Here is a 21,545-nt window from a genome sequence, read left to right on the forward strand (position 1 = left end):
CGGTCCGTACGTGCGGCCGGTACGGAGGGTGCGGCGCCCGGCCGTCCGCGCCCGCGAGGGGAGTCGGCAGCACTGACGGTGCGTCAGACCGCGTGGTACCGCCCGGTGCGGGCCTCCCAGCAGAGGTAGCCGGCCAGCCAGGTGAGCAGCCCGTCCGCGTACCGCTGGGCGATCGTGCGCTCTATCCGGGACAGGCCCAACTCGCGGTAGACGTCCGGGAGTCGGTCGCTCAGCTCCTGGCAGCGCTCGATCATCAGCCGGGCCTCGTCCAGGACCACCGCGCAGGCCTCCTCGGCCGAGCAGCGGCGCTCGCGCTGGACGATCATCACCAGGTTGTAGACGTCGCCGCGCGGGGCCTCCAGCGGGAAGGAGCGCACGTCGTTGCTCAACGACGGTATGTCCGCAGCCAGTTGGCGCAGCTGCTTGAGCACCGGATGGTGCAGCACGGCGGCCGGGACCTCGAAGTGGCCGAGGCGCTCGATCATGTCGAAGACCGTCTCCATCGCCGCGGTGCCGCGCCGCAGCACCAGGTAGCCGTCCCGGTCGGGCGGGCGGCTGGAGATCCGGCCGGCCGCCTCGGCCGGGTGACTGGCCAGGTACCACTCCCAGTTGTAGGCGGCCCGGGCCTGCCAGCGGGCGGACATGCCGCGCACGCTGCGCTCCCAGAGGTCGGCGAACGCGGTCTCGACGGCCGAGCCGCCGTTCGGGGCGGCGCCGTGCAGGACGGCGATCAGCCGTTCGCAGATCGGGGCGACCTCGGTGGGGCGGCGGCCGAGCGGGCCGTCGAACTGGTCGTCGAAGAGGAAGTAGAACCCCATCAGGTCGGCGGCCAGCGTGATCTCGTCCGGTTCGGCGTCCGGGTACCCGAGCGCGGCCAGGTCGGCCACGTCCCAGTGCGCGTAGCCCGGGTGGTCGGCGTCGGGCAGCAGCGGGTGGCGGACCAGCCAGTCGCGGTGCAGCGCCCTGGCGTAGGGGCCGTGCGGACTGCGGCGGTGCGGGAACGGGATCTGAAGTGAGGTGTCGTCAGACATCGGACTCCCGGTGCAGCGGATGGTGGGGGCGCTATCGGTTCTGGTCAATGATCGTGGGGGATCGCGTGGGGAGTTGACGCGGCGGGGCCCCGCGGGCCAGGGTGGTGACGCAAGATCATCTGCGTCTTGAGGGCCGTAGGGTATCTGATGGAATGATCGGACGTTAGGGATATAGGGCAATTGCCCCCGGCAAGCCGTCCGAACCCTCACCGCCCGTCCCAGCCTGCGCGAATGTCACACGGCGGACCGCACGCAGCGCTAACCTCGGCTGCACGAGCAGTGATCGTGCAGTGACGGGATCGGCGAGGCGGAGGCGCGACGGTGACCGAGCAGGGCAACGAACTTCGGACGGGCGCCGGGCCGGGCGGCGACGCCCCACGGATCAGGCTGCGCGACCGCGACTCCGAACTGCGCTCCGTGGAAGCGGCCGTCGACCGGCTCTGCCGCGAATTCGCCGCCGGCGGCACCGAGATCGGCGACCTGCTCGCCTTCTCCGGCCGCCCCGGCATCGGCAAGACCAGCCTGCTGCACGAGGTCCGCCGGATCGCCAAGCTCCGCGACGGCGCCACCGTGCTGTTCGCCCGCGGCGGCGAACGCCAGCTCAAGGAGCCCTACCACGTGCTCCGCCAGCTCCTGCAGCCCGTGCTCAGCGAACTCAGGCCCGACGAGTTCCGCCAGGTCATGGGCACCTGGGAGGAGGTCGTCGGACCGGCCATCGGCCTCAAGCAGCCCAAGGCCGGCGCCCGCCGCCTCGACCCCCAGGGCGTGCGCGACGGCCTCGACTACGTCCTCACCCAGCTCGCGCCGCGCCGCGCCCCGATGGTGATGATCGTCGACGACCTGCACTGGGCGGACGCCGAATCCCTGGCCTGGCTCACCAAGTTCGCCGTCCGCTCCGGCGAACTGCCGGTCCTGCTCGTGTTCGCCTACCGCGAGGACGAGAGCGACTGGCCCGAGAGCCCGGAGTTCCGCCGCAGCGTCCTCGGCCTCAAGGGCCGCAAGCACGAACTCAACCGGCTCAACCTGACGTCCGTCACCGACATGATCCGGGCCGAACTCGGCGACCGGGCCGAGGACGCCTTCTGCTACGAGTTCTGGAACGTCGTCAACGGCAACCCCTTCGAGGTCGTCGCCCTCCTCGACCAGGTCCGCGACCAGGAGCTCGAACCCGTCGAGGAGAACTCCCGCCAGCTGCGCGAACTCGCCGTCGACGCCACCGGGATGACCCTCAAGAGCTGGCTCGACCGGCTCGGCGCCACCACCCTGCGCTTCGCCTGGGCCTGCGCCATGCTGGGCACCGACATCCGGATCGACCTCGCCACCCGGATCTCCACCCAGAGCGCCGAGGGCGCCCGCGAGTCCATCAAGCAGCTGCGCAAGCAGCGCGTCCTCACCCAGGCCCCGAACGGGAACCTGGAGTTCGTCCACCCGCTGATCGGCAGCTCGATCTACAACACCATGCCGGACGCCACCCGCCTCGGCATGCACGGCATCGCCGCCGTCGAGATCGAGAACGCCGGGCTCGGCCTGCTCGCCGCCTCCCGCCACCTGGTCGAGACCCACGCCGGCGAGGGCGACGACCGGATCGTCAAGAAGCTGCGCCGCGCCGCCGTCGAACACCAGCTGATCGGCGCCCCCGAGGCCGCCCAGCGCTGCCTGCACCGCGCGCTCGACGAGCCGCCCGCCGACGACATCCGCACCGAGGTGCTGTACGAACTCGGCTGCTCCGCACTGCTCACCGACCCCGTCGCCACCGTCAACCAGCTCAGGCTCGCCCTCGACCCGGACGAGGGGCCGCTGCGCCCCGAACTGCGCGTCGACGCCACCTTCCGGCTCTCCGAAGTGCTCGCGCACAGCGGCGAACTGGGCCAGGCCGCCCTGGTCTGCCAGGAGGAGGCGCGGCAGACCGCCGACCCGGCCGGGCGGCAGCGGCTCCAGGCGGCCTCGTTCATGTGGCACGCCTTCCGCAAGTCCGAGGAGGACGGCCCCGGCCGCTCCGCCCGGCTGGAGGAGATGTCCGACGGCCTGGCCGGCCGCGAGGCCGCCGACCGGGCCGTGCTCGCCATGCGGGCCTGGGACCTGACCCTGCGCGGCAAGCCCTCCGCGGACGCGCTGGCGCTCGCCGACGAGGTCCTGGACGGCGGCCGGCTGCCCAAGGGCCTCGGCTGGACCGACACCATGTGGGGCTTCGAACTGCCCGCGATGCTCGGCCTCACCTACATCTACAACGACCGCATCGCGCAGGCCGAGAGGCTGTTCGCGGACGCCATCATCCAGTTCGAGGTGGCGGGCTGGAGCGGCGCCCACCGGGGCTTCGCCTACTTCCTGATGGGCCTGGCCCGGTTCCGCCGCGGCCTGCTCGCCGAGGCCGAGGACTTCCTGCGCCGCGCGTACCGGATCTCCGAGCGGATCGGGCCCCGCCTGCCGCTCGCCTGGGACGCGGTCGGCGTGCTGGTGGACACCCTGCTGGCCCGCGGCCGGGTCGAGGAGGCCTGGGAGCTGGCCGACGAGTTCGGCTTCCACCCGCCGTACCACTCCACCGCCATGGTGCTGCCGGACGCCGCCTCGCTGTACGGCAAGCTGCTCATCGCCAAGAAGCGCTACGCCGGCGCGGCCGCCGCCCTCACCGAGGCCGGCGCCCAGCTGGAGGTCCGCGGCTGGCACAACACCGTCTGGGCGCCCTGGGCCGGCCACCTCGCCATCGCGATCGCCGCCGACGAGCCCGAGCGCTCCCGCGACTACGCGCAGCGGGCCGTCCGGGACGCCCGCACCTTCGGCACCGCCTCGGCGATCGGCAGCGCGCTGCGGCTGCAGGCGCGGATCGAGGACGGCCAGCAGGCCGTCGAGCTGCTGGAGCAGGCCGTCGAGTACCTGGGGCAGTCCCCGGCCGGGTACGAGCACGCCGTCGCGCTGGTCGACCTCGGGGCCGCGCTGCGCCGGGTCGGGCGGCTGGAGGACGCCCAGGAGTACCTGTACCAGGGCATCGAACTCGCCCAGCACTGCTCGGCGGAGCGGCTGGTCGAGCGCGCCCGGCAGGAGCTGGCCAACTACGGCCTGCGGCCCAACCGGCTGGGGCTGCGCGACTTCCGGGACACCCTGGACACGCTCAGCGGCCCCGAGTGGGAGGTCGCCCGGCGGGCGGCGCGGGGCGTGCCGCCGCAGCGGATCGCCGAGGAGCTGGGCCTGCAGCTGAGCCTGGTGAACCGGCGGCTGGCGGCGGTGTACCGCAAGGCGGGCAGCGGGCCGGACGGGCTGGCCTCGGCGCTCGGGCTGCCGACGCAGCCGCAGGAGTCGGACCGCCCGGCCGGGGCCGAGGAGTCGGACGACTGACGGACCGACGGGCGAGCAGGGGCGGTCGGTGGTGACCGGGCGGCGCGTACGGGCGCGGAAGCGCCCCCGGCCCCACCGCCGTCGCCAGGGCTCGTCCGACAAGCCCTAGGCTGACGAGGCCGGGCGGCCGCCGCGCCCCCGGACGGACCGGAACCGGGTGGCCGCGCCGCGGCCGCCAGTGAGGAGCAGGCCATGGCCACCAGCGTGCGACGCGTTCCGCTCGCCCCCTCCGGCGCGGGCGCGGAGATCGGGCGCTGGACGCTCGCCGCGGGCCCGTACCGGGCGAGCGTGCTCACCCTCGGCGCCACCCTGCACACCCTGGACGCGCCGGACCGAGCCGGCCGCAGCGCCCAAGTGCTGCTGGCGACGGACGAGTTGCCGCAGATCCTCGGCCCGGCTCGGCACTACGGCACGGTGGTCGGGCGGTACGCCAACCGGATCGACGGCTCCACCGTCACCCTCGACGGCGAGGAGTACCCGCTGGCCCCCACCGGCGGCGGGATCACCATCCACGGCGGCCCGGACGGCTTCGCGAACCGGATGTGGGCGGCCGAGGAGGTCGAGGGCGGGGTACGGCTGCGGCTGCACAGCCCGGACGGCGACCAGGGCTTCCCGGGCGCGCTGGACGTCACCGTCACGTACACCCTGGACGCGGACGGCGAGCTGGTGATCGCCTACCGCGCCGTGACCAGCCGGCCGACCGTCGTCAACCTGACCAACCACGCCTACGTCAACCTCGCGGGTGAGGGCTGCGGCGACGTCCTCGGCCACCTGCTCACCCTGGACGCGGACGGCTACACCCCGGCCGACGAGCGGCAGGTCCCATACGGGCGGATCGAACCGGTGGCCGGCACGCCGTTCGACTTCACCACGGCCACCCCGATCGGCAAGGCGGTGCACGACGACCACCCGCAGCTGGCCGGGCCCGGCGGCTACGACCACAACTGGGTGCTGCGGCCGCGGCCGGCGGACGGCACCCCGGCGCGGGCGGCGCTGCTGGAGGAGCCGGCCGGCGGCCGCACCCTGGAGGTGCTGACCACCGAGCCGGGCATCCAGGTCTACACGGCGAACAAGTTCCAGGGCGCGGTCACCGGCGCGAGCGGCGTCCCGTACGGGCCGTTCGCCGGGATCGCGCTGGAGACCCAGCACTTCCCGGACTCCCCGCACCACCCGGCCTTCCCGAGCACGGTGCTGCGGCCGGGCGAGGAGTTCCGCTCGACGACCGTGCTGCGGTTCGGGACCAACTAGGCGGGGCGGACGGACCGGCGGGGCAGGTCCCGGCGCATGCAGAGCCGGGGCCAGCGGTCCAGGCCGTGCGCGGCCTCCTGCCGGCGGATCTCGCGCAGGCCGGGGGTGAGCTCCCGGTCGGCCAGCGGGCGGAAGCCGAGCCGGGCGTAGTAGGGGGCGTTCCAGGGGACGTCGGCGAAGGTGGTGAGGGTGAGCGCCGGGGCGTCGGTGGTGGCGGCGAGGTGGTCGATCAGTGCCCGGCCGATGCCCCGGCGGGCGTGCGCGGGGTGCACGGACACCTGCTCGATGTGCAGGGCGCCGTCCACCGGCTCGGCGAGCAGGTAGCCGGCGATCGTCCCGTCCACGACGGCCGCCAGAGCGAGGCCGTCGTGCAGGTAGTGGGCCAGTTCCCCGGGCGTTCCCGGGTCGTCCTCGGCGATCTCCGGCATGCCGATGGCGGCGAAGGGCGCTCCGGCGGCCCGTTCCAGTTCGACGAGCAGCGGCAGTTCGTCCTCGGTGACGGCTCTGATGCGCATGCGTCCAGTCTGCTGCAGGCGGCTTCCGGCCACGCACGGTGGTGCAGTCGGCCACGGGGGAGCGGGGTGAATCGGACGAAGTGGGTCATTCGGTGCGGCCGTCAACTACCGTGCGGCTACGTCCAGGACACGCGGCTGTAACGATCGCGGTTTCTTGCAGAAACTTGCTGCAAGGACTTTCCGTCGATCTTTCACCGCTGTTAACTTCCTTCCCGAGCCCGACGGCAGCAACGGTGCGGTCGGACGAGGCAGCCATTATGCGCCTGTCTTCTTACATCTCGGGCACCCCCACCCTCCAAGGAGTTCTCATGCGGCGTGGCATCGCGGCCTCTGCCCTCGTTGTGGCCCTCGCGGCCTCGATGGCTGCCTGTGGCAGCAGCGGCTCCAGCTCGGACGGCAAGGCCGACGGGCCGGTCACCCTCACGTACTGGGACACCTCGAACGCCACCAACGAGGCGCCGAACTACCAGGAACTGGTCAAGAAGTTCGAGGCCGCCAACCCGAACGTCAAGGTGGACTTCGTCAACGTCCCCTTCGACCAGGCGCAGAACAAGCTCCAGACCGCCATGGGGGCCAAGGGCGCTCCGGACGTGTTCCGCTCCGAGGTCGGCTGGACCGCGGCCTTCGCCAAGGCCGGCTTCCTGGAGCCGCTGGACGGCACCCCGGCCGCCGCCGACATGTCGACCTTCCAGCCCAGCCTGGTCCAGCAGGCCCAGTACGCGGGCAAGCTGTACGGCGTGCCGCTGGTCACCGACACCCTCGGCCTGATGTACAACAAGGAGCTCTTCGCCAAGGCCGGCATCACCGCGGCGCCGAAGACCTGGGACGAGCTCAAGACCGACGCCGCCGCCATCAAGGACAAGGCCGGCGTGGACGGCTTCTGGCTGAAGGCCGCGGACGGCTACTACGCGATGCCGTTCCTGTTCGGCGAGGGCACCGACACCGTCGACGCCGCCGGCAAGAAGATCACCATCACCTCGCCGGAGGCCGTCAAGGCCGTCGAGACCTACAAGTCGATGTTCACCTCGCCCGGCACCGCCAAGGCCGACGTCACCACCGACGCCTACGCGCACATGATGGACGCCTTCAACAGCGGCAAGGTCGCGGCGATCATCCAGGGCCCCTGGGAGATCACCAACATCTACAAGGGCTCCGCCTTCGCCGACAAGAAGAACCTCGGCATCGCCGCCGTCCCGGGCGGTTCCGCGGGCAAGTCCGGCGCCCCCACCGGCGGTCACAACATCTCCGTCTACGCCGGCGCCGACAAGGCCCACAAGGCCGCCGCCGAGAAGTTCGCCGCCTTCATGACCTCGGCCGAGAGCCAGGCCTTCATCGCGCAGAAGAACTCCACCCTGCCGACCCGCTCCGACGCCTTCACCGCGGACGTCAAGGCCGACCCGGGCATCGCCGGTTTCCAGGCGATCCTGCCCAGCGCCAAGCCGCGCCCCGAACTGCCCGAGTACAGCTCGCTGTTCTCCTCGCTCGGCGAGAACCTGGGCAAGTCCCTGCAGGGCACCAGCACCCAGGACGCGCTGAACACCGTCTCCACCGACTACGCCAAGCTCCTGCCGGGCTTCGCCAAGTAGTCCCCCGCGCCCGGCCTGCCGACCGTACGGCAGGCCGGGCCGTTCGGCTCACCCGAGGCCGCCTGCTTCCCCAAGAATCCCCGAGAAGGTGCAAACGATGTCAGTCGCCGTGCAGGGCGCCACCGGCAAGGGCAGCCGGGAGCGCGAGCAGCGTCCCGGACCGTGGGAACGCCTCAAGCGCTCCTACGCCAAGCACTGGTACGCCTACGCGATGATCGCCCCGGTCGTGCTGGTGCTCGGCGTGCTGGTGCTCTACCCGCTCGCCGAAGGCATCTGGCTGACCCTCACCGACGCCAACAGCCTCAACATCGCCCGCAAGATCGGCGTCAACGAGATCCCGGCCAGCTACCAGTACATCGGCTTCCACAACTACGCCGACATCCTCTGGGGCCCCGGCTCGTACGACCGCTTCTGGTCCCACTTCGTGTGGACCATCGCGTGGACGGGCATCTGCGTCGCCCTGCACTACTCCCTCGGGCTCGGCCTCGCCGTCCTGCTCAACAAGAAGCTGCGCGGGCGGGCCGGCTACCGGATGCTGCTCATCCTCCCGTGGGCCGTCCCGACCTTCGTCACCGTCTTCTCCTGGCGCCTGATGCTCTCCGACGGCGGCGTCGTCAACAGCATGCTCGGCGCCCTCCACCTGCCCGAGCCCGGCTGGCTCACCGACCCGTGGGCGCAGAAGGCGGCCGCGATCCTGGTCAACACCTGGGCCGGCGTGCCGTTCATGATGATCTCGCTGCTCGGCGGCCTGCAGTCGATCCCGGGCGAGCTGTACGAGGCCGCCGAGATGGACGGCGCCACCCGCTGGCAGCAGTTCCGCCACATCACCCTGCCCGGGCTGCGCAGCGTCTCCTCGACCGTCGTGCTGCTCGGCGTGATCTGGACGTTCAACCAGTTCAACGTCATCTTCCTGCTGTTCGGCAAGGGCGCCCCCGACGCGCAGCTGCTGGTCACCTGGGCCTACCGCCTCGGCTTCGGCCAGATCCCCGCGGACTACGCGCAGTCCGCCGCGTACGGCGTCATCCTGCTGTCCATCCTGATCGTCTTCACCGCCTTCTACCGGCGCTGGCTCGCCCGCAACGAGCAGGCCAACGGCTAGCCGGCCGACCGCCGCGCACCCGCGGCCGAGCCCCCGGACCCAGTCGACCCCCGAAGGCAGGTACCCCCGATGACCACCACCACCGAACGCCCCGCCCCCGCGGCGGCCGCGGCGCCGGCCGCCCGGCCCGCCAAGTTCCGCCCGCGCGGCGAGAGCAGCCCGCTGTCGAAGGCGCTGTCCCACGGCGTCCTGATCCTGACCAGCCTGATCGCGCTGTTCCCGATCGGGTGGATCCTCTTCGTCTCGCTCGGCCCGGACAAGACGGACTACCTCCACCCCGGCCAGATCCTCGACAAGCTCACCCTGTCGAACTACCAGCACGTGCTCGGCGACACCGACTTCTTCACCTGGTTCGGCAACGCCCTGCTGGTCTCCGGCATCACCACCGTGTTCGGCGTGCTGCTCGCCGCCACCACCGGCTACGCCGTCTCCCGGATGAAGTTCCCCGGGCACAAGCCGCTGATGTGGTCGCTGCTGGTCACCCAGATGTTCCCGATCGCGGTGCTGATCGTGCCGATGTACACCATGCTCTCCGAGCTCAACCTGCTCGACAGCTACACCGGCCTGATCCTGGTCTACTCGACCACCACCGTGCCGTACTGCGCCTGGCTGCTGAAGGGCTACTTCGACACCATCCCGGTGGAGATCGACGAGGCTGGCCGGGTCGACGGGCTCAGCCCGTTCGGCACCTTCTGGCGGCTGGTGCTGCCGCTGGCCCGCCCGGGTCTGGCGGTCGCCGCGTTCTACTCCTTCCTCACCTACTGGGCCGAGGTGCCGTTCGCCTCCACCTTCATGCTCAGCTCCGACAAGTACACGCTGGCCGTCGGCCTGCAGACCTTCGTCAGCGAGCACGACGCCCAGTGGAACCTGATGGCCGCGACCGCCGTGCTGATCGCGATCCCGTCCGCGGCCTTCTTCTACCTGGTGCAGCGCCACCTGGTCACCGGCCTGACCGCCGGTGCCTCCAAGTCCTGACGCTCCCGCCGTACTTCCAGCGCTCCCCACTAGTCCCCAAGGGATTCCGTCCATGACCCAGAACCTGGCCGACACCTCCCGGCCCGCCGCCGACGCCACCGCTCACGAGGCGACCGCCGGCGCGTCCAGAGGCTGGTGGCGGGACGCGGTCATCTACCAGGTGTACCCGCGCAGCTTCGCCGACTCCAACGGCGACGGCATGGGCGACCTGCCCGGCGTCCGCAGCCGCCTGCCCTACCTGCGCGACCTCGGCGTGGACGCCGTCTGGCTCTCGCCGTTCTACGCCTCGCCGCAGGCGGACGCCGGCTACGACGTCGCCGACTACCGTGCCGTGGACCCGATGTTCGGCGACCTGACCGACGCCGACGACCTCATCCGGGACGCCCACCGGCTCGGCCTGCGGGTCATCGTCGACCTCGTCCCCAACCACTCCTCGGACCGGCACGAGTGGTTCCAGCGCGCCCTGCGCGAGGGCCCCGCGTCCCCGCTGCGCGACCGCTACCACTTCCGCCCCGGCAAGGGCGAGAACGGCGAACTGCCGCCCAACGACTGGGAGTCCATCTTCGGCGGCCCGGCCTGGACCCGCTCCGAGAACCCGGACGGCACCCCCGGCGACTGGTACCTGCACCTGTTCGCCCCCGAGCAGCCCGACTTCAACTGGGACAGCCCGGCCGTCGCCGACGAGTTCCGCTCGATCCTGCGGTTCTGGCTCGACATGGGCGTGGACGGCTTCCGCATCGACGTCGCCCACGGCCTGGTCAAGGCCCCCGGCCTGCCCGACATCGGCGGCGCCGACCAGCTCAAGCTGCTCGGCAACGACGTCATGCCGTTCTTCGACCAGGACGGCGTGCACGAGATCTACCGCAGCTGGCGCGCGATCCTCGACGAGTACCCGGGCCAGCGGATCGGCGTCGCCGAGGCCTGGACCCCGACCGTCCAGCGCACCGCCAACTACGTCCGCCCCGACGAGCTGCACCAGGCCTTCAACTTCCAGTACCTGGGCACCGACTGGGACGCCGCCGCGCTGCGCGAGGTGATCGACCTGTCGCTCGACTCGATGCGCCCGGTCGACGCCCCCACCACCTGGGTGCTGTCCAACCACGACGTCACCCGGCACGCCACCCGCTTCGCCAACGAGCCCGGCCTCGGCACCCAGATCCGCACCCCCGGCGACCGCGAACTCGGCCTGCGCCGCGCCCGCGCGGCCACTCTGCTGATGCTCGCGCTGCCCGGCTCCGCGTACGTCTACCAGGGTGAGGAGCTCGGCCTGCCGGACGTCACCGACCTGCCCGACGAGGTCCGCCAGGACCCGTCGTTCTTCCGCCAGGCCGGGCAGGACGGCTACCGCGACGGCTGCCGCGTCCCGATCCCGTGGTCCGGCACCGAGGCCCCGTACGGCTTCGGACCGGTCGCGGGCGGGCCGTCCTGGCTGCCGCAGCCGGCCGAGTGGGCCGGGCTCAGCGTCGAGGCGCAGACCGGCGACCCGACCTCCACCCTGGAGCTCTACCGCAGCGCGCTGGCCGTCCGCCGGGCCCAGCCCGACCTGGGCGCCGGCACCGAGGTCGAATGGCTGGACGCCCCCGAGGGCACCCTCGCGTTCCGTCGCGGCTCCTTCGTCTGCACGGTCAACACCACCGGGCAGCCGGTGCGGATAACCGCGCCCGGGCGGCTGCTGCTCGGCTCGACCGACCTCGTGGTGGACGGCGGCGAGACGGTGCTCGCTCCGGACAGCACCGGCTGGTGGGCGGTCTGACGTGGGTGCAATAGGCTCTGGGCCCGTGACTACGGCGCGACTCTCAGACATCGCAGCGCAGGCGGGGGTCAGCGAAGCCACCGTCTCCCGCGTGCTCAACGGCAAGGCGAACGTCTCCGCCGCCACCCGGCAGACCGTGCTGGCGGCGCTCGACGTGCTCGGCTACGAGCGGCCGACCCGGCTGCGCCAGCGCAGCGCCGGGCTGATCGGGCTGATCACGCCGGAGCTGAGCAACCCGATCTTCCCGGCGCTGGCGCAGGTGATCGAGCAGGTGCTCAGCCGGCACGGCTACACGCCGGTGCTCTGCACCCAGACGCCGGGCGGCTCCACCGAGGACGAACTGGTCGAGATGCTGGTCGACCGGGGCGTGGCGGGCATCGTGTTCGTCTCCGGACTGCACGCCGACACCACCGCCGACCACGACCGCTACGCCCGCCTCTCCGGGCGCGGCGTGCCGTTCGTGCTGATCAACGGCTACAGCGAGCGGATCGACGCGCCGTTCATCTCGCCGGACGACCGGGCCGCGATGTGGATGGCCGTCCAGCACCTGGCCGAACTCGGCCACGAGCGGATCGGGTTGGCGGTCGGGCAGAAGCGGTACGTGCCGGTGCTGCGCAAGATCGAGGGCTTCACGGCCGCGCTGCGCGAGGTGCTGGGGCTGAGCGCGGAGGAGGCCGAAGGGCTCGTCCACCACACGCTGTTCAGCGTGGAGGGCGGGCACGCGGCGGCCGGCGCGCTGCTCGACAAGGGCTGCACGGCGATCGTCTGCGGCAGCGACATGATGGCGCTCGGGGCGATCCGGGCGGTGCGCCAGCGCGGGCTGTCGGTGCCGCACGACGTGTCGGTGGTCGGCTTCGACGACTCGCCGCTGATCGCCTTCACCGAGCCGCCGTTGACCACGATCCGCCAGCCGGTCGAGGCGATGGCCACGGCCGCGGTGGACGCGCTGCTGGAGGAGGTCGGCTCGAACGCCGGGCAGCGCGGGGAGTTCATGTTCCAGCCGGAGCTGGTGATGCGCGGGTCCACCGGGGCCTGCGCGCGCTGACGGCGGCGGGAAAGCCCAACGGACGGGCCCCGGAGAGCGGTTGCTCTCCGGGGCCCGTCGTCGTGCGGTCCGGCCGGCCGCGCCCGGCTCAGCCCTCCTGCGCGGGCGGGCGGTCCATGGTGAGCCGGTGGCCGTCCGTGGCGTCGCCGGTGCGCATCTCGGTGCGTCGGCCGCGGGCCAGGTAGTCGCGCAGGACCAGTTCGACGGCGTCCTGCGGGTTCTTCGTTCCGGCGAGCATCATCACGTCGATCGCGAGGTTCGCATCGATGGTGACGGTGACCTGGGCCATGGTGACTCCTCCTCGGGTGCAGAGCAGCAGCATGCCCCTTGGGGCTCCGTTCCACCACAGCGGCGATCGTCCCGGCACCGGAACGCGCCAGAACCCCCGGGGAGGAGCGGGCAGGCTCTCCCCGGGGGCGTCGTGGCGCCGGTTCCCCGGCCGTCAGCCGTCAGCTGTCAGCCGGCGGGCTCAGACGCGGCCGGCGAAGTCCGGCGCCCAGTTGGCGACGGTCTGCAGGCGCACGCCGACGCTGGGGTTGGCGGCCTCGACGTACTGGCCGCCGCCGATGTAGATCGCGACGTGGTAGACGCCGGAGTCCTGGCCGTTGTTGGACCAGAACAGCAGGTCGCCCGGCTGCAGGCTGTCCAGCGAGACGTGGGTGCTGGCGGCGGCCTGGTCGGCGGCGACGCGCGGCACCGAGATGCCCGCGGCGCGCAGCGCGGCCTGGGTCAGGCCGGAGCAGTCCCAGCCGCCGTTGCCGGTGCCGCCGTAGACGTAGGCCTGGCCGACCTGGGCCTTGGCGAAGGAGATCGCGGCGGCCATGCTGCCGGTCGCGGCCGGGGCCTGGGTCTGGGCCGGGGCGGCGGGCTTGGCGGCCTGCGCGGTCTGCTTCGGCGAGGTCTGCTCCTGCGCGGTCGGCTTGGCGTTCACGGCACCGCCGGTGGCGGCCTGGCCGGACTGCTGCGAGCGGTCGAACCAGCTGAAGCCCGAGCCGGACTTGTCGGTGGAGGACTGGCCCGCCGGGGCGGCGGCCTCGTCACCGAAGCTCAGGTGCTGGCCCGGGTAGATGGTGTCCGGACCCTGGGTCAGGGTGGCGCGGTTCAGGTCGTACAGGTGCTGCCAGCCGCCCTGGACGTTGTGCTTGGCGGCGATCGAGGACAGCCAGTCGCCGTCGACGACGGTGTAGTCGCTGCCGGGGGCCTGCGGCTGGCGCTTCTGCGCCCAGGCGCCCTTGGCCCAGTCGCTCGTGGTGGAGCCGCTCTTGGCGGTGTCGGCGGCGGCCTGGTCCGGGGCGGGCGCGGCGGGCTTGGCGGCCGGCGCGGCCGGGGCCTGGGCGGGCTTGGCGGCCGGCTTGGCGGCGGCCTTGGGGGCGGTGCCGGCCGAGGTGTCGACGGCGGCGGGGGTGCCGCCCTGGGTCAGGCCGGCCTGGATGGAGCAGACGGGCCAGGCGCCGGGGCCCTGCGAGGCGAGGACCTTCTCGGCGACGGCGATCTGCTGGTCCTTGGTGGCCTGGTTGGCCTGCGGGGCGTAGGCGGTGCCACCGAAGGCGGCCCAGGTGCTGGAGGTGAACTGCAGGCCGCCGTAGAAGCCGTTGCCGGTGTTGATGCTCCAGTCGCCGCTGCTCTCGCACTGGGCGACCTTGTCCCAGGTGGCGACGGACGCGGCGGAGGCGGTGCCGGTGGTGAGGCAGGGGACGGTGAGGCCGATGCCGGCGACGCCGAGGGCGGCGATCACGCGACGGGTGCGGCTGGACAGGCGGGTGCCGTTGGTGGGCAGCATGAAGACGCGGTCCTCTCCCACGCCTGCGAGGTGAGCTGTCGGATTCGGGCTGGAGTTGCCCGGCCGCGCGGTGAGCGCGGCTTCACCCCTAGCCCAGAACCGTTCCGGGGAACGGTCCGGGGCGACTTACCTGTGGGTCCCCCGCTCCTGCCGTGGTGCGTTTTCGCGCTGCCAGGACATCCGACGGCAGGACTCGGCGTTGCGGATGAACTGGGTCCGTGTGGTCACGAACGGGGAGCACGTTAAGCAGAATTAAGGGAAATCCGCAAACAGTGTGATGCGCATCACGGTTTAGCGAAAACTGTCGAATGGGCTGCAAATCAAGATCGCAAATGATCGTTTTTCGGCAATCCGGCGGTGAATTCCCACAACTGGCTCCGCCTCAGGAAAGGCGTGACGGAGCGTCGGGGTGCGGGGCGGCGCGGGGGAGTGCGGATGGGAGCGCGCTTTTGCGGCGGGGGAGCGGCGGTAAATCGGGCGCCGGTCTATTCGCCCATAAATCGCGCAGAACGGACATAACCTTTCGCGGCCCGCGCGTTCGACGCTTCCTCGTCGGCCTGCCCGGCCTGCCCGGCCTGCCCGGCCTGCCCGGCCTGCCCGGCCCGCTCGGCCGCCCGGCCCGTCCGTCCGCGCGCGGGCAGCCGAAAGGGCCCGGAACGCGAACGTTCCGGGCCCTCGGGCGTACGACGGGGGTGCGGGCGGCCCGTCAGGCCTCCACGGGCCCCTGGGCGGCCGCGTGGGCGCCACGGGAGCCCTCCCCGGCCTCGGCGGCGGCAGCGGCCTCGGCTTCGGCCTGGGCCAGCTCCTCCGGCGAGGGGGTGGGCAGCGCGGCCAGGTAGGTGGAAGCGATCAGCTGCGCCACCGCCGGGTAGGCGCCGAGCGGCGCGGCGGACGGGCAGCCGGTCTCCTCGGCGGCCGTGGCGAGCAGCTCGGAGTCCGCCTCGGGGCCGATCACCAGCGGGGCCAGCGCCGGGCGCTGGGAGCCGGTCTCCTTGAGGTGGTCCACGGCCGCGGCGACCGAGCCGGGCACGTCGAGCGCGGCGGCGACGACCGGGACGGCCAGCCGGGCGGCGAGCAGCACGCCGGTGATGCCGGCCGCGGCGGCCGCGTCCTCGCCGCCCGCGGTGGTGAGGACGACGCCGTCCGCGGCGGTGGCGATGGCGAACAGCCGGGCGCGGTCGGCGCGGGCCAGTCCGGCCTCGGACAGCCGCACGTGCACGCCCTCGGCGAGCAGCGGGTGCGGGCCCAGCGCGTCGGTGACGGTCGCGCCGTACTCGGCGGCGAGGGCGTGAAGCCCGGTCAGGAAGTCGTGCGGACCGGAGACCAGCGGCACCACGACGGGTGCGGGCAGGCCGGCCTCGGCGGTCGCGGCCAGGAGCTCGGCGACGGTGCGGTCCTCGCTGTCGGCCGCCTCGCCGTCACCGGTGAGGTATCCGGCCGCGGCCTGGACGCCGTTCTGCTCGCTGCGGACGATCGACAGCAGTTCCTCGACGACCGAGCGGGACTCGGGCCCGGCGGTCGCGGGCACGGCCAGCACCAGGGCCGGGGCTCCGGTCGGAATCTCGGGGCGCTCGGGACGGCGATGGCGCCCCCGCGCACGGGAGCCTGGAGTGCGGACGGGCAGTGGCGCGCCCGGAATGGCTGCGGTGCTCATGCCGGAGATCGTAGGACATCGCCCCGTCAGGCCTGCAGTCGGCTGCCGGACGGGTTTCGCGTGCGCTCCGTGCCGGGCCTGTGCGCCACCCCCGCCGGATCGGGAGATTTCCCGGCAATCCGGACGAAAACCTCCCCAATCCCTCGCCCGGGGCCGCAGGGGACCGGAGAGTGATGACGCGGCGCGAGGGGCCCGGCGTTGCAGCCGTGGCGAGTGAGATGTTTCACAGGGCCGGACCGGTTTGACAGAGGGTCACGGGGGTGCGACTCCCGGCGGTCGAAGATCAACATTCAGCGGAGGGCCGCTCACGGCCGGTCATCGGACCGCTGGCGATTCAGTGGCGTTTGTCCGTTTACATACCGTCAGGAGAAGGGTCCGTGAAGAGTTCGGGGCATGGAAAGAAAGCCTCGTGCACCTGCAACGTCCCGTGCTGATGCACGTGCACTGCAGCTATCATCGCGTCAAGTGAGGCGTTGTACCGGGCCGGTACGGGGCCGGTCCGATCGTTCGGTGGGTGCCGGGGGCGCCGCGCCGGACGACAACTCCGGATCTCTTCGGGAGATTTCTATGCACGACTCGCAGGACTCGCAGCACACGCACGGCTCGTGCGGCCCCTACAACGGGATGGCCGCCGCCGATCTCACGGGGGTCGTCTGGCAGAAGAGCCGGCACAGCAACTCGCAGGGCAACTGCGTCGAATTCGCCGCCCTGCCGGGCGGCGACGTGGCGATGCGCAACTCGCGCTTCCCGGACGGCCCGGCGCTCATCTACACCCGGGCGGAGATCGCCGCCCTGCTGCTGGGGGCCAAGGACGGGGAGTTCGACCACCTGGCGGTCTGACGGGGGGCCGCTTCGCCATCGGGGGGCCGTCGTGGGTGCTGACACCACGACGGCCTTTGACTTGTCCGGAGCCGGTGCTCCGGTACCCCTGGTTCCGGGGGTGTTTCCTGCGGGGTCCGGCACGGCCGTGGTGTCCGCCGTGCTCGCGGTGCCCGGGGCGTCCGCCGCGCCCGCCGCACCGCTGCGCGCGGGTGCCGCCCCTGACCGGCCGGGCGCGTGCGCCCGCCGGCGCCCGGGGTGTGGTCCTCCCGGGGCCTCGCCCGCCGCCGTCCGCGCGGCGCCCTGCGCTAGGCGGAGCGTCGGTGCCGTCCGCCGGCTTCGGAGCCGACCGCGGGCTCCGCTTCGAACATCGCCCAGACCACCTTGCCGCTGCCCAGCGGGTGCCAGCCCCAGGAGCGGCTGAACGATTCCACCAGGTGCAGCCCGCGACCGGACTCCGCGACGAAGTCCGCCTCCCGGGCCACCGGCCCGAGACAGCTCGGGTCGCTGACCGCGCACACCACCTGCGGGGCGCGGTGCACGAGGCTTATTCGGATCGGCAGCCGGCCCTCGGGGGCCGGCTGTGTGGGAAAGTCGTACTCGCCCTGGGCGCCGCCCGTCGGGTCGGGCCGTGCGCCGATCGCATGCCGCAGCGCGTTGGTGACCAGCTCCGAGGCGACCAGCGCGACGTCGTCGAACAGCTCGGTCAGGTCCCAGCGTTCGAGAGCGGCCCGGACGAAGTCGCGCGCGGTTCTGACGGATTCGAAGCGAGGAGCGAGCGTACAGGTGACCACATGGGGGTCAACCGCCAAAGCCGTACCGGTGCTCATGAAGAGCTCCTCCCATAAGGGGGCGGACACGGCTGGACCCGCCGGGGTCATGCCGGTCACCTCCGACTCGCTCGGCCGCACGGCCGCCCCTCGACCAGGCGCGCGCGCACTCGGACACCCGCCTGCGTGGGGGACGCCGACGGGTGGGTGCACGGAGTCGCGCGTGGGGTCGACGCGGAGCCCGCGGGATTGCCAGGGATGTGCAGGTGCACGTGCACCATGGTGGTGTGCGCTCACTGCAGATGCAAGAGTCGATTCACGTGCAGTCGCACTATTGGCATATGCAAGCGCCGAATGCACGTGCATCCTGGTGTGCGGAGTGCAGAACTGATAGGAACATCCGTCAGTATCGGCACCGTGAGCGCTCAACTGATGGCAGACTGTGCGCTGTTTGCCCTAGGTGGAGGTTTCGACCGCATGACCACAGTTCAGCCGGGCGGCGGCTCGATGGTCCGCCGAATCCTCCTCGGCTCGCAGCTGCGCAGGCTGCGAGAGAGTCGCGGCATCACCCGCGAGGACGCGGGCTACGCGATCCGCGCGTCCGAGTCCAAGATCAGTCGGATGGAACTCGGCCGCGTCAGCTTCAAGGAGCGCGACGTCGCCGACCTGCTCACCCTCTACGGCGTGGACGACGGCGGCGAGCGGGAGGCCCTGCTCGGGCTGGTCCGCGAGGCCAACAAGTCCGGCTGGTGGCACAGTTTCAACGACGTGCTGCCGGGCTGGTTCCAGACCTACGTCGGTCTGGAGGAGGCGGCCCAGCTGATCCGCACCTACGAGGTGCAGTTCATCCCCGGGCTGCTGCAGTGCGAGGAGTACGCACGCGCGGTTTTCGGCCAGAGTCGGCCGGCCCTGTGCGACGACGAGGTCGAGCGCCGGGTCAGCCTCCGGATGCGCCGCCAGAAACTGCTGACCGAGGGCGCCAGCCCGCGGCTGTGGGCCGTGATCGACGAGGCGGCGCTGCGCCGCCCGGTCGGCGGGCCGAAGGTGATGCGCAGTCAGGTGCAGTACCTGATCGACGTCGCCGAGCAGGCCAACGTGGTGATCCAGGTCATGCCGTTCCGGTTCGGCGCGCACGCGGGCGAGTCCGGGGCGTTCTCCATCCTGCGCTTCCCCGAACAGGACCTCGCCGACGTCGTCTACCTGGAGCAGCTGACCAGCGCGCTCTACCTCGACAAGCGCGACGACGTCGACGCCTACGTCCAGGTCATGGAGCGGCTCTGCGTGGACAGCCTCACGCCGGAGCGCACCATAGACCTGCTCGCCTCGATACTGAAGGAACGCTGAACCGCCGGAGCGCCGAACCGCCGGACCGCTGAGCCGAACGACCGCTGAGCGCCCGGGAGCCGGGCCCGGGGGGCGCGACGCCCTCGCGACGTCCTCCCCGCAGCCGCCCACCCGCCGTCAACCGCGGGCCGGCGGCCGTTCGCGTTCCGGCGGCAGCGGCTGCGGCGGGCGGCCCAGCCCCCAGGGCAGGTCGTAGCGGCCGAACAGGTCGGCCCGGATCGGCGCGAGCGAGAGTTCGGCGCCCGGCAGCAGCACCCCGATGCAGCCGCCCATCAGCGCGCTGCGCAGCACCGCGTGCGCGGCGGCCGGGTCCGGTGCGCCCCAGTCGTGCAGCAGGTCCTGCAGGATCGCGCCGAGCCGCTGCTGCTCCGGATCCTGGACGAAGGCGCCGGTGTCAGGGTCGAGGATCAGCGCCAGGTGCGAGCGCATCACCCGGGGGTGGTCCAGCGCCAGGGTGAGGACGGCGTCGATCGCGGTGGCGAGCCGGGCCTCGGGGGAGGCGTCCGGCGCCAGGTCGGCCAGTGCGCCGGCGAGCGCCTGGTGCATCAGCCGGTGCGTGGCGGCCTGCATCAGCAGCCGTTTGCCGTCGAAGTAGTACGAGAGCAACCCCCGTGCGAGCCCGGCGCGTTCGGCGATGTCGGCGAGCGTGGTGCCCGCGTATCCGCGCTGGTCAACGAGTTCGACGGTGGCCCGCATGATGCGTCGGCGGGACCGCTGCCGCATCTCCTCATTGACCGAATCCCCGCGAGGTGCCATCGTGACTGCTCCGAATGTTCATTGGCTCCGAGCCAATATACTGGCGGAGCCGGCAGCCGCACCGTGGACCGCGCCCCCGGAGGGCGCCGCGCGGTCGGCCGCCACGAGGACGGCCGGCTCCACCAACACGGGGGTTTGGTGGAGTCGGCGCCATTCGCTCGGAGGCCCGAGGCCGGGGACCGGCGCTCGCGGACCGCGACTCAGCTCCTGGTCAGGACCGCGTCCCGGACGTGCTCCGGGGCCGGGACGCCGCCACCCGGGACGCTTTCACCCGCGACGGTCCCGGCCGGAACGGTCAGGGCGGCGGGCGCGGGGACCGCGGCGGACTCGCGGCGACGGTCCAGCAGGGCGCCGGCCGCGGCGATGACCAGGCCGACCAGCGAGACCGCCGTGACGAAGAGCAGCGCCGGCCGGTAGCCGTCCAGCTGGGCCTGCGGGCTGTCGCCGCCCGCGCTGCCGGCGGTGATCATCGCGGTCGCGCCGGCCAGGACGACGGCGGTGCCGACCTGGATCGCGGTGTTGACCAGCCCGGAGGCGAGCCCCTGCTCCTCGTCGGCGACGCCGTTGGTGGCGGCGATGTTCACCGAGGGGAAGGCGAGCATGAAGCCCACGCCGAGCAGCACCATCGAGGGCAGCACCAGCACCGGGTAGGAGCTGTGCTCGTCCAGCCGCAGGAAGAGGGCGAAGGCGGCGGTCAGCGAGAGCAGCCCGAGGGGCAGCAGGCGGCCGGTGCCGAAGCGGTCCACCACCTTGCCCATGAACGGGGCGGAGAGCGCGATCATCGCACCGGCCGGCAGCAGACCGAGCGCCATCTTCAGGGCGGACCAGGCGAGCAGGTGCTGCAGGAAGAGCGTCACGACGAACTGGAACCCGCCGTACGCGCCGGCCATCGCGAAGGCGACGAGGTTGGCCCGGGCGACCGAGCCGTTGCGGAAGATGCCGAGCCGCACGAGCGGGTGGGCGGCGCGGCTCTCGATGGCGAGGAAGGCGGCGGCCAGCACGGCGACCACGGCGAGCGAGCCGAGCGTGCGCAGGCTGAGCCAGCCGGCGCCCTGCGCCTCGGTCACGGTGAACACCAGCAGCAGCACCGTGGCGGTGCCGGTGATGGCGCCGAGCACGTCGTAGCCGCCCTTGGCGCGCTCCTCGACCGGGCGGGGGAGCAGGCGGACGGCGACCAGCAGGGCCAGCAGCGCGACCGGGACGGGCATCAGGAAGGTCCAGCGCCAGCCGACCGAGGTGAGCAGGCCGCTGAGCACCAGGCCGAGCGAGAAGCCGCTGGCGCCGCAGGTGGTGTAGATGGAGAGCGCGCGGTTGCGGGCGGGGCCCTCGGCGAAGGTCGTGGTGATGATCGACAGTCCGGCCGGGGCCGTGAACGCGGCGCTGACGCCCTTGAGGAAGCGGGCGCCGATCAGCAGGGCGCCGTCGTCGACCAGGCCGCCGACCAGCGAGGCGGCGGCGAAGACGCCGAGGGCGACGAGGAAGACGCGACGGCGGCCGAGCAGGTCGGCCGCGCGCCCACCGAGCAGGAGCAGGCCGCCGTAGCCGAGCACGTAGCCGGAGACCACCCACTGGAGGGTGGAGGTGGACAGGTTCAGCTCGGAGCCGATGGAGGGGAGGGCGACGCCGACCATGGAGACGTCCAGGGCGTCCAGGAACATGGCGGCGCAGAGCACGATCAGGGTGCCCCAGAGGCGGGGAGTCCAGTTCAGCCCGCTGGTTGACGATGCGTCGGGTGACGTGGCGGTCGCGGTGGTCATGGGGAGGACAGTACATGCACATGCATCCAATGCAAATGAATTAGATGTGAACGCATTAGGTTCACGTGCATCTGCTAGGGTGG

Annotated in this window: 17 protein-coding genes and 1 riboswitch; of the genes, 9 read left to right on the plus strand and 8 right to left on the minus strand. The window is 72.3% G+C overall.

Annotated elements, in window-relative coordinates; all coding sequences use genetic code 11:
- Nucleotides 1-83 precede the first annotated feature (83 nt).
- Nucleotides 84-1,031, minus strand: a complete 948-nt coding sequence (locus ACPC54_RS24005; RefSeq protein WP_498967530.1) for a terpene synthase family protein — start codon at nucleotides 1,029-1,031, stop codon at nucleotides 84-86.
- A 321-nt stretch (nucleotides 1,032-1,352) separates the two neighbouring features.
- On the opposite strand from ACPC54_RS24005, the gene ACPC54_RS24010 reads away from it, so the two are divergent.
- Together ACPC54_RS24010 and ACPC54_RS24015 are read left to right on the plus strand one after the other, a co-directional pair.
- Nucleotides 1,353-4,361, plus strand: coding sequence for an ATP-binding protein (locus ACPC54_RS24010; RefSeq protein ID WP_498967531.1), 3,009 nt, complete (start codon nucleotides 1,353-1,355; stop codon nucleotides 4,359-4,361).
- A 192-nt stretch (nucleotides 4,362-4,553) separates the two neighbouring features.
- Nucleotides 4,554-5,609, plus strand: a complete 1,056-nt coding sequence (locus ACPC54_RS24015) for an aldose epimerase family protein (RefSeq protein WP_498967533.1) — start codon at nucleotides 4,554-4,556, stop codon at nucleotides 5,607-5,609.
- On the opposite strand, the gene ACPC54_RS24020 is transcribed toward ACPC54_RS24015, so the two are convergent.
- On the minus strand, nucleotides 5,606-6,124 hold the full coding sequence (locus ACPC54_RS24020) for a GNAT family N-acetyltransferase (RefSeq protein WP_498967534.1): 519 nt from the start codon (nucleotides 6,122-6,124) through the stop codon (nucleotides 5,606-5,608). The two genes, ACPC54_RS24015 and ACPC54_RS24020, sit on opposite strands and share 4 nt — an antisense overlap.
- 308 nt (nucleotides 6,125-6,432) lie before the next feature.
- Between ACPC54_RS24020 and ACPC54_RS24025 the strand changes: the two genes are divergently transcribed.
- The 5 genes from ACPC54_RS24025 to ACPC54_RS24045 all read left to right on the plus strand — a co-directional run bounded on the left by ACPC54_RS24025 (nucleotide 6,433) and on the right by ACPC54_RS24045 (nucleotide 12,582).
- On the plus strand, nucleotides 6,433-7,710 hold the full coding sequence (locus ACPC54_RS24025) for an extracellular solute-binding protein (protein WP_498967536.1): 1,278 nt from the start codon (nucleotides 6,433-6,435) through the stop codon (nucleotides 7,708-7,710).
- Between the two features lie 97 nt (nucleotides 7,711-7,807).
- Entirely contained in the window at nucleotides 7,808-8,809 is a 1,002-nt protein-coding gene (locus ACPC54_RS24030; RefSeq protein ID WP_498967538.1) for a carbohydrate ABC transporter permease, read from the plus strand.
- Nucleotides 8,810-8,878: 69 nt separating this feature from the next.
- Nucleotides 8,879-9,784, plus strand: coding sequence for a sugar ABC transporter permease (locus tag ACPC54_RS24035; protein ID WP_498967540.1), 906 nt, complete (start codon nucleotides 8,879-8,881; stop codon nucleotides 9,782-9,784).
- Between the two features lie 52 nt (nucleotides 9,785-9,836).
- Nucleotides 9,837-11,537 (plus strand): glycoside hydrolase family 13 protein, encoded by a 1,701-nt coding sequence (locus ACPC54_RS24040; RefSeq protein ID WP_498967542.1) that lies wholly within the window; start codon nucleotides 9,837-9,839, stop codon nucleotides 11,535-11,537.
- Nucleotides 11,538-11,562: 25 nt separating this feature from the next.
- On the plus strand, nucleotides 11,563-12,582 hold the full coding sequence (locus ACPC54_RS24045) for a LacI family DNA-binding transcriptional regulator (RefSeq protein ID WP_498967543.1): 1,020 nt from the start codon (nucleotides 11,563-11,565) through the stop codon (nucleotides 12,580-12,582).
- 88 nt (nucleotides 12,583-12,670) lie between these two features.
- Here ACPC54_RS24045 and ACPC54_RS24050 read toward each other — a convergent pair whose 3' ends face one another.
- The 3 genes from ACPC54_RS24050 to ACPC54_RS24060 all read right to left on the minus strand — a co-directional run bounded on the left by ACPC54_RS24050 (nucleotide 12,671) and on the right by ACPC54_RS24060 (nucleotide 16,016).
- A complete protein-coding gene (locus ACPC54_RS24050) occupies nucleotides 12,671-12,871 on the minus strand; it encodes a hypothetical protein (RefSeq protein WP_498967545.1) in 201 nt (66 codons plus the stop codon).
- 180 nt (nucleotides 12,872-13,051) lie between these two features.
- Nucleotides 13,052-14,383 carry a transglycosylase family protein gene (locus ACPC54_RS24055; protein ID WP_498967547.1) on the minus strand — a complete coding sequence of 444 codons (1,332 nt, stop codon included), beginning with the start codon at nucleotides 14,381-14,383 and terminating at the stop codon, nucleotides 13,052-13,054.
- A riboswitch (cyclic di-AMP (ydaO/yuaA leader) is annotated at nucleotides 14,370-14,532 on the minus strand. (Overlaps the previous gene by 14 nt.)
- 536 nt (nucleotides 14,533-15,068) lie before the next feature.
- A complete protein-coding gene (locus ACPC54_RS24060) occupies nucleotides 15,069-16,016 on the minus strand; it encodes a sirohydrochlorin chelatase family protein (RefSeq protein WP_498967549.1) in 948 nt (315 codons plus the stop codon).
- 567 nt (nucleotides 16,017-16,583) lie between these two features.
- On the opposite strand from ACPC54_RS24060, the gene ACPC54_RS24065 reads away from it, so the two are divergent.
- Complete coding sequence (locus tag ACPC54_RS24065; RefSeq protein ID WP_498967551.1) at nucleotides 16,584-16,856, plus strand: DUF397 domain-containing protein; 273 nt, start codon at nucleotides 16,584-16,586, stop codon at nucleotides 16,854-16,856.
- A 287-nt stretch (nucleotides 16,857-17,143) separates the two neighbouring features.
- Here ACPC54_RS24065 and ACPC54_RS24070 read toward each other — a convergent pair whose 3' ends face one another.
- Nucleotides 17,144-17,665: an ATP-binding protein gene (locus ACPC54_RS24070; protein ID WP_498967553.1), complete on the minus strand. Its 522-nt coding sequence runs from the start codon at nucleotides 17,663-17,665 to the stop codon at nucleotides 17,144-17,146.
- Nucleotides 17,666-18,082: 417 nt separating this feature from the next.
- On the opposite strand from ACPC54_RS24070, the gene ACPC54_RS24075 reads away from it, so the two are divergent.
- On the plus strand, nucleotides 18,083-18,949 hold the full coding sequence (locus ACPC54_RS24075; protein WP_498967555.1) for a Sco1979 family transcriptional regulator: 867 nt from the start codon (nucleotides 18,083-18,085) through the stop codon (nucleotides 18,947-18,949).
- A gap of 117 nt (nucleotides 18,950-19,066) precedes the next feature.
- On the opposite strand, the gene ACPC54_RS24080 is transcribed toward ACPC54_RS24075, so the two are convergent.
- Both ACPC54_RS24080 and ACPC54_RS24085 read right to left on the minus strand, forming a co-directional pair.
- Nucleotides 19,067-19,672, minus strand: a complete 606-nt coding sequence (locus ACPC54_RS24080; protein WP_498967556.1) for a TetR/AcrR family transcriptional regulator — start codon at nucleotides 19,670-19,672, stop codon at nucleotides 19,067-19,069.
- 233 nt (nucleotides 19,673-19,905) lie between these two features.
- A complete protein-coding gene (locus tag ACPC54_RS24085) occupies nucleotides 19,906-21,462 on the minus strand; it encodes an MFS transporter (RefSeq protein WP_498967558.1) in 1,557 nt (518 codons plus the stop codon).
- Nucleotides 21,463-21,545 lie beyond the last annotated feature (83 nt).

The organism is Kitasatospora sp. NPDC094028, assembly GCF_049543595.1.
Classification (GTDB): domain Bacteria; phylum Actinomycetota; class Actinomycetes; order Streptomycetales; family Streptomycetaceae; genus Kitasatospora.

Coding starts and splice junctions, on each gene's coding strand:
- ACPC54_RS24040 (WP_498967542.1), top strand. CDS start 9,837: ATGACCCAGAACCTGGCCGACACCTCCCGGCCCGCCGCCGACGCCACC.
- ACPC54_RS24075 (WP_498967555.1), top strand. CDS start 18,083: ATGACCACAGTTCAGCCGGGCGGCGGCTCGATGGTCCGCCGAATCCTC.
- ACPC54_RS24060 (WP_498967549.1), bottom strand. CDS start 16,016: ATGAGCACCGCAGCCATTCCGGGCGCGCCACTGCCCGTCCGCACTCCA.
- ACPC54_RS24035 (WP_498967540.1), top strand. CDS start 8,879: ATGACCACCACCACCGAACGCCCCGCCCCCGCGGCGGCCGCGGCGCCG.
- ACPC54_RS24080 (WP_498967556.1), bottom strand. CDS start 19,672: ATGCGGCAGCGGTCCCGCCGACGCATCATGCGGGCCACCGTCGAACTC.
- ACPC54_RS24085 (WP_498967558.1), bottom strand. CDS start 21,462: ATGACCACCGCGACCGCCACGTCACCCGACGCATCGTCAACCAGCGGG.
- ACPC54_RS24030 (WP_498967538.1), top strand. CDS start 7,808: ATGTCAGTCGCCGTGCAGGGCGCCACCGGCAAGGGCAGCCGGGAGCGC.
- ACPC54_RS24070 (WP_498967553.1), bottom strand. CDS start 17,665: ATGAGCACCGGTACGGCTTTGGCGGTTGACCCCCATGTGGTCACCTGT.
- ACPC54_RS24005 (WP_498967530.1), bottom strand. CDS start 1,031: ATGTCTGACGACACCTCACTTCAGATCCCGTTCCCGCACCGCCGCAGT.
- ACPC54_RS24015 (WP_498967533.1), top strand. CDS start 4,554: ATGGCCACCAGCGTGCGACGCGTTCCGCTCGCCCCCTCCGGCGCGGGC.
- ACPC54_RS24065 (WP_498967551.1), top strand. CDS start 16,584: ATGCACGACTCGCAGGACTCGCAGCACACGCACGGCTCGTGCGGCCCC.
- ACPC54_RS24025 (WP_498967536.1), top strand. CDS start 6,433: ATGCGGCGTGGCATCGCGGCCTCTGCCCTCGTTGTGGCCCTCGCGGCC.
- ACPC54_RS24020 (WP_498967534.1), bottom strand. CDS start 6,124: ATGCGCATCAGAGCCGTCACCGAGGACGAACTGCCGCTGCTCGTCGAA.
- ACPC54_RS24050 (WP_498967545.1), bottom strand. CDS start 12,871: ATGGCCCAGGTCACCGTCACCATCGATGCGAACCTCGCGATCGACGTG.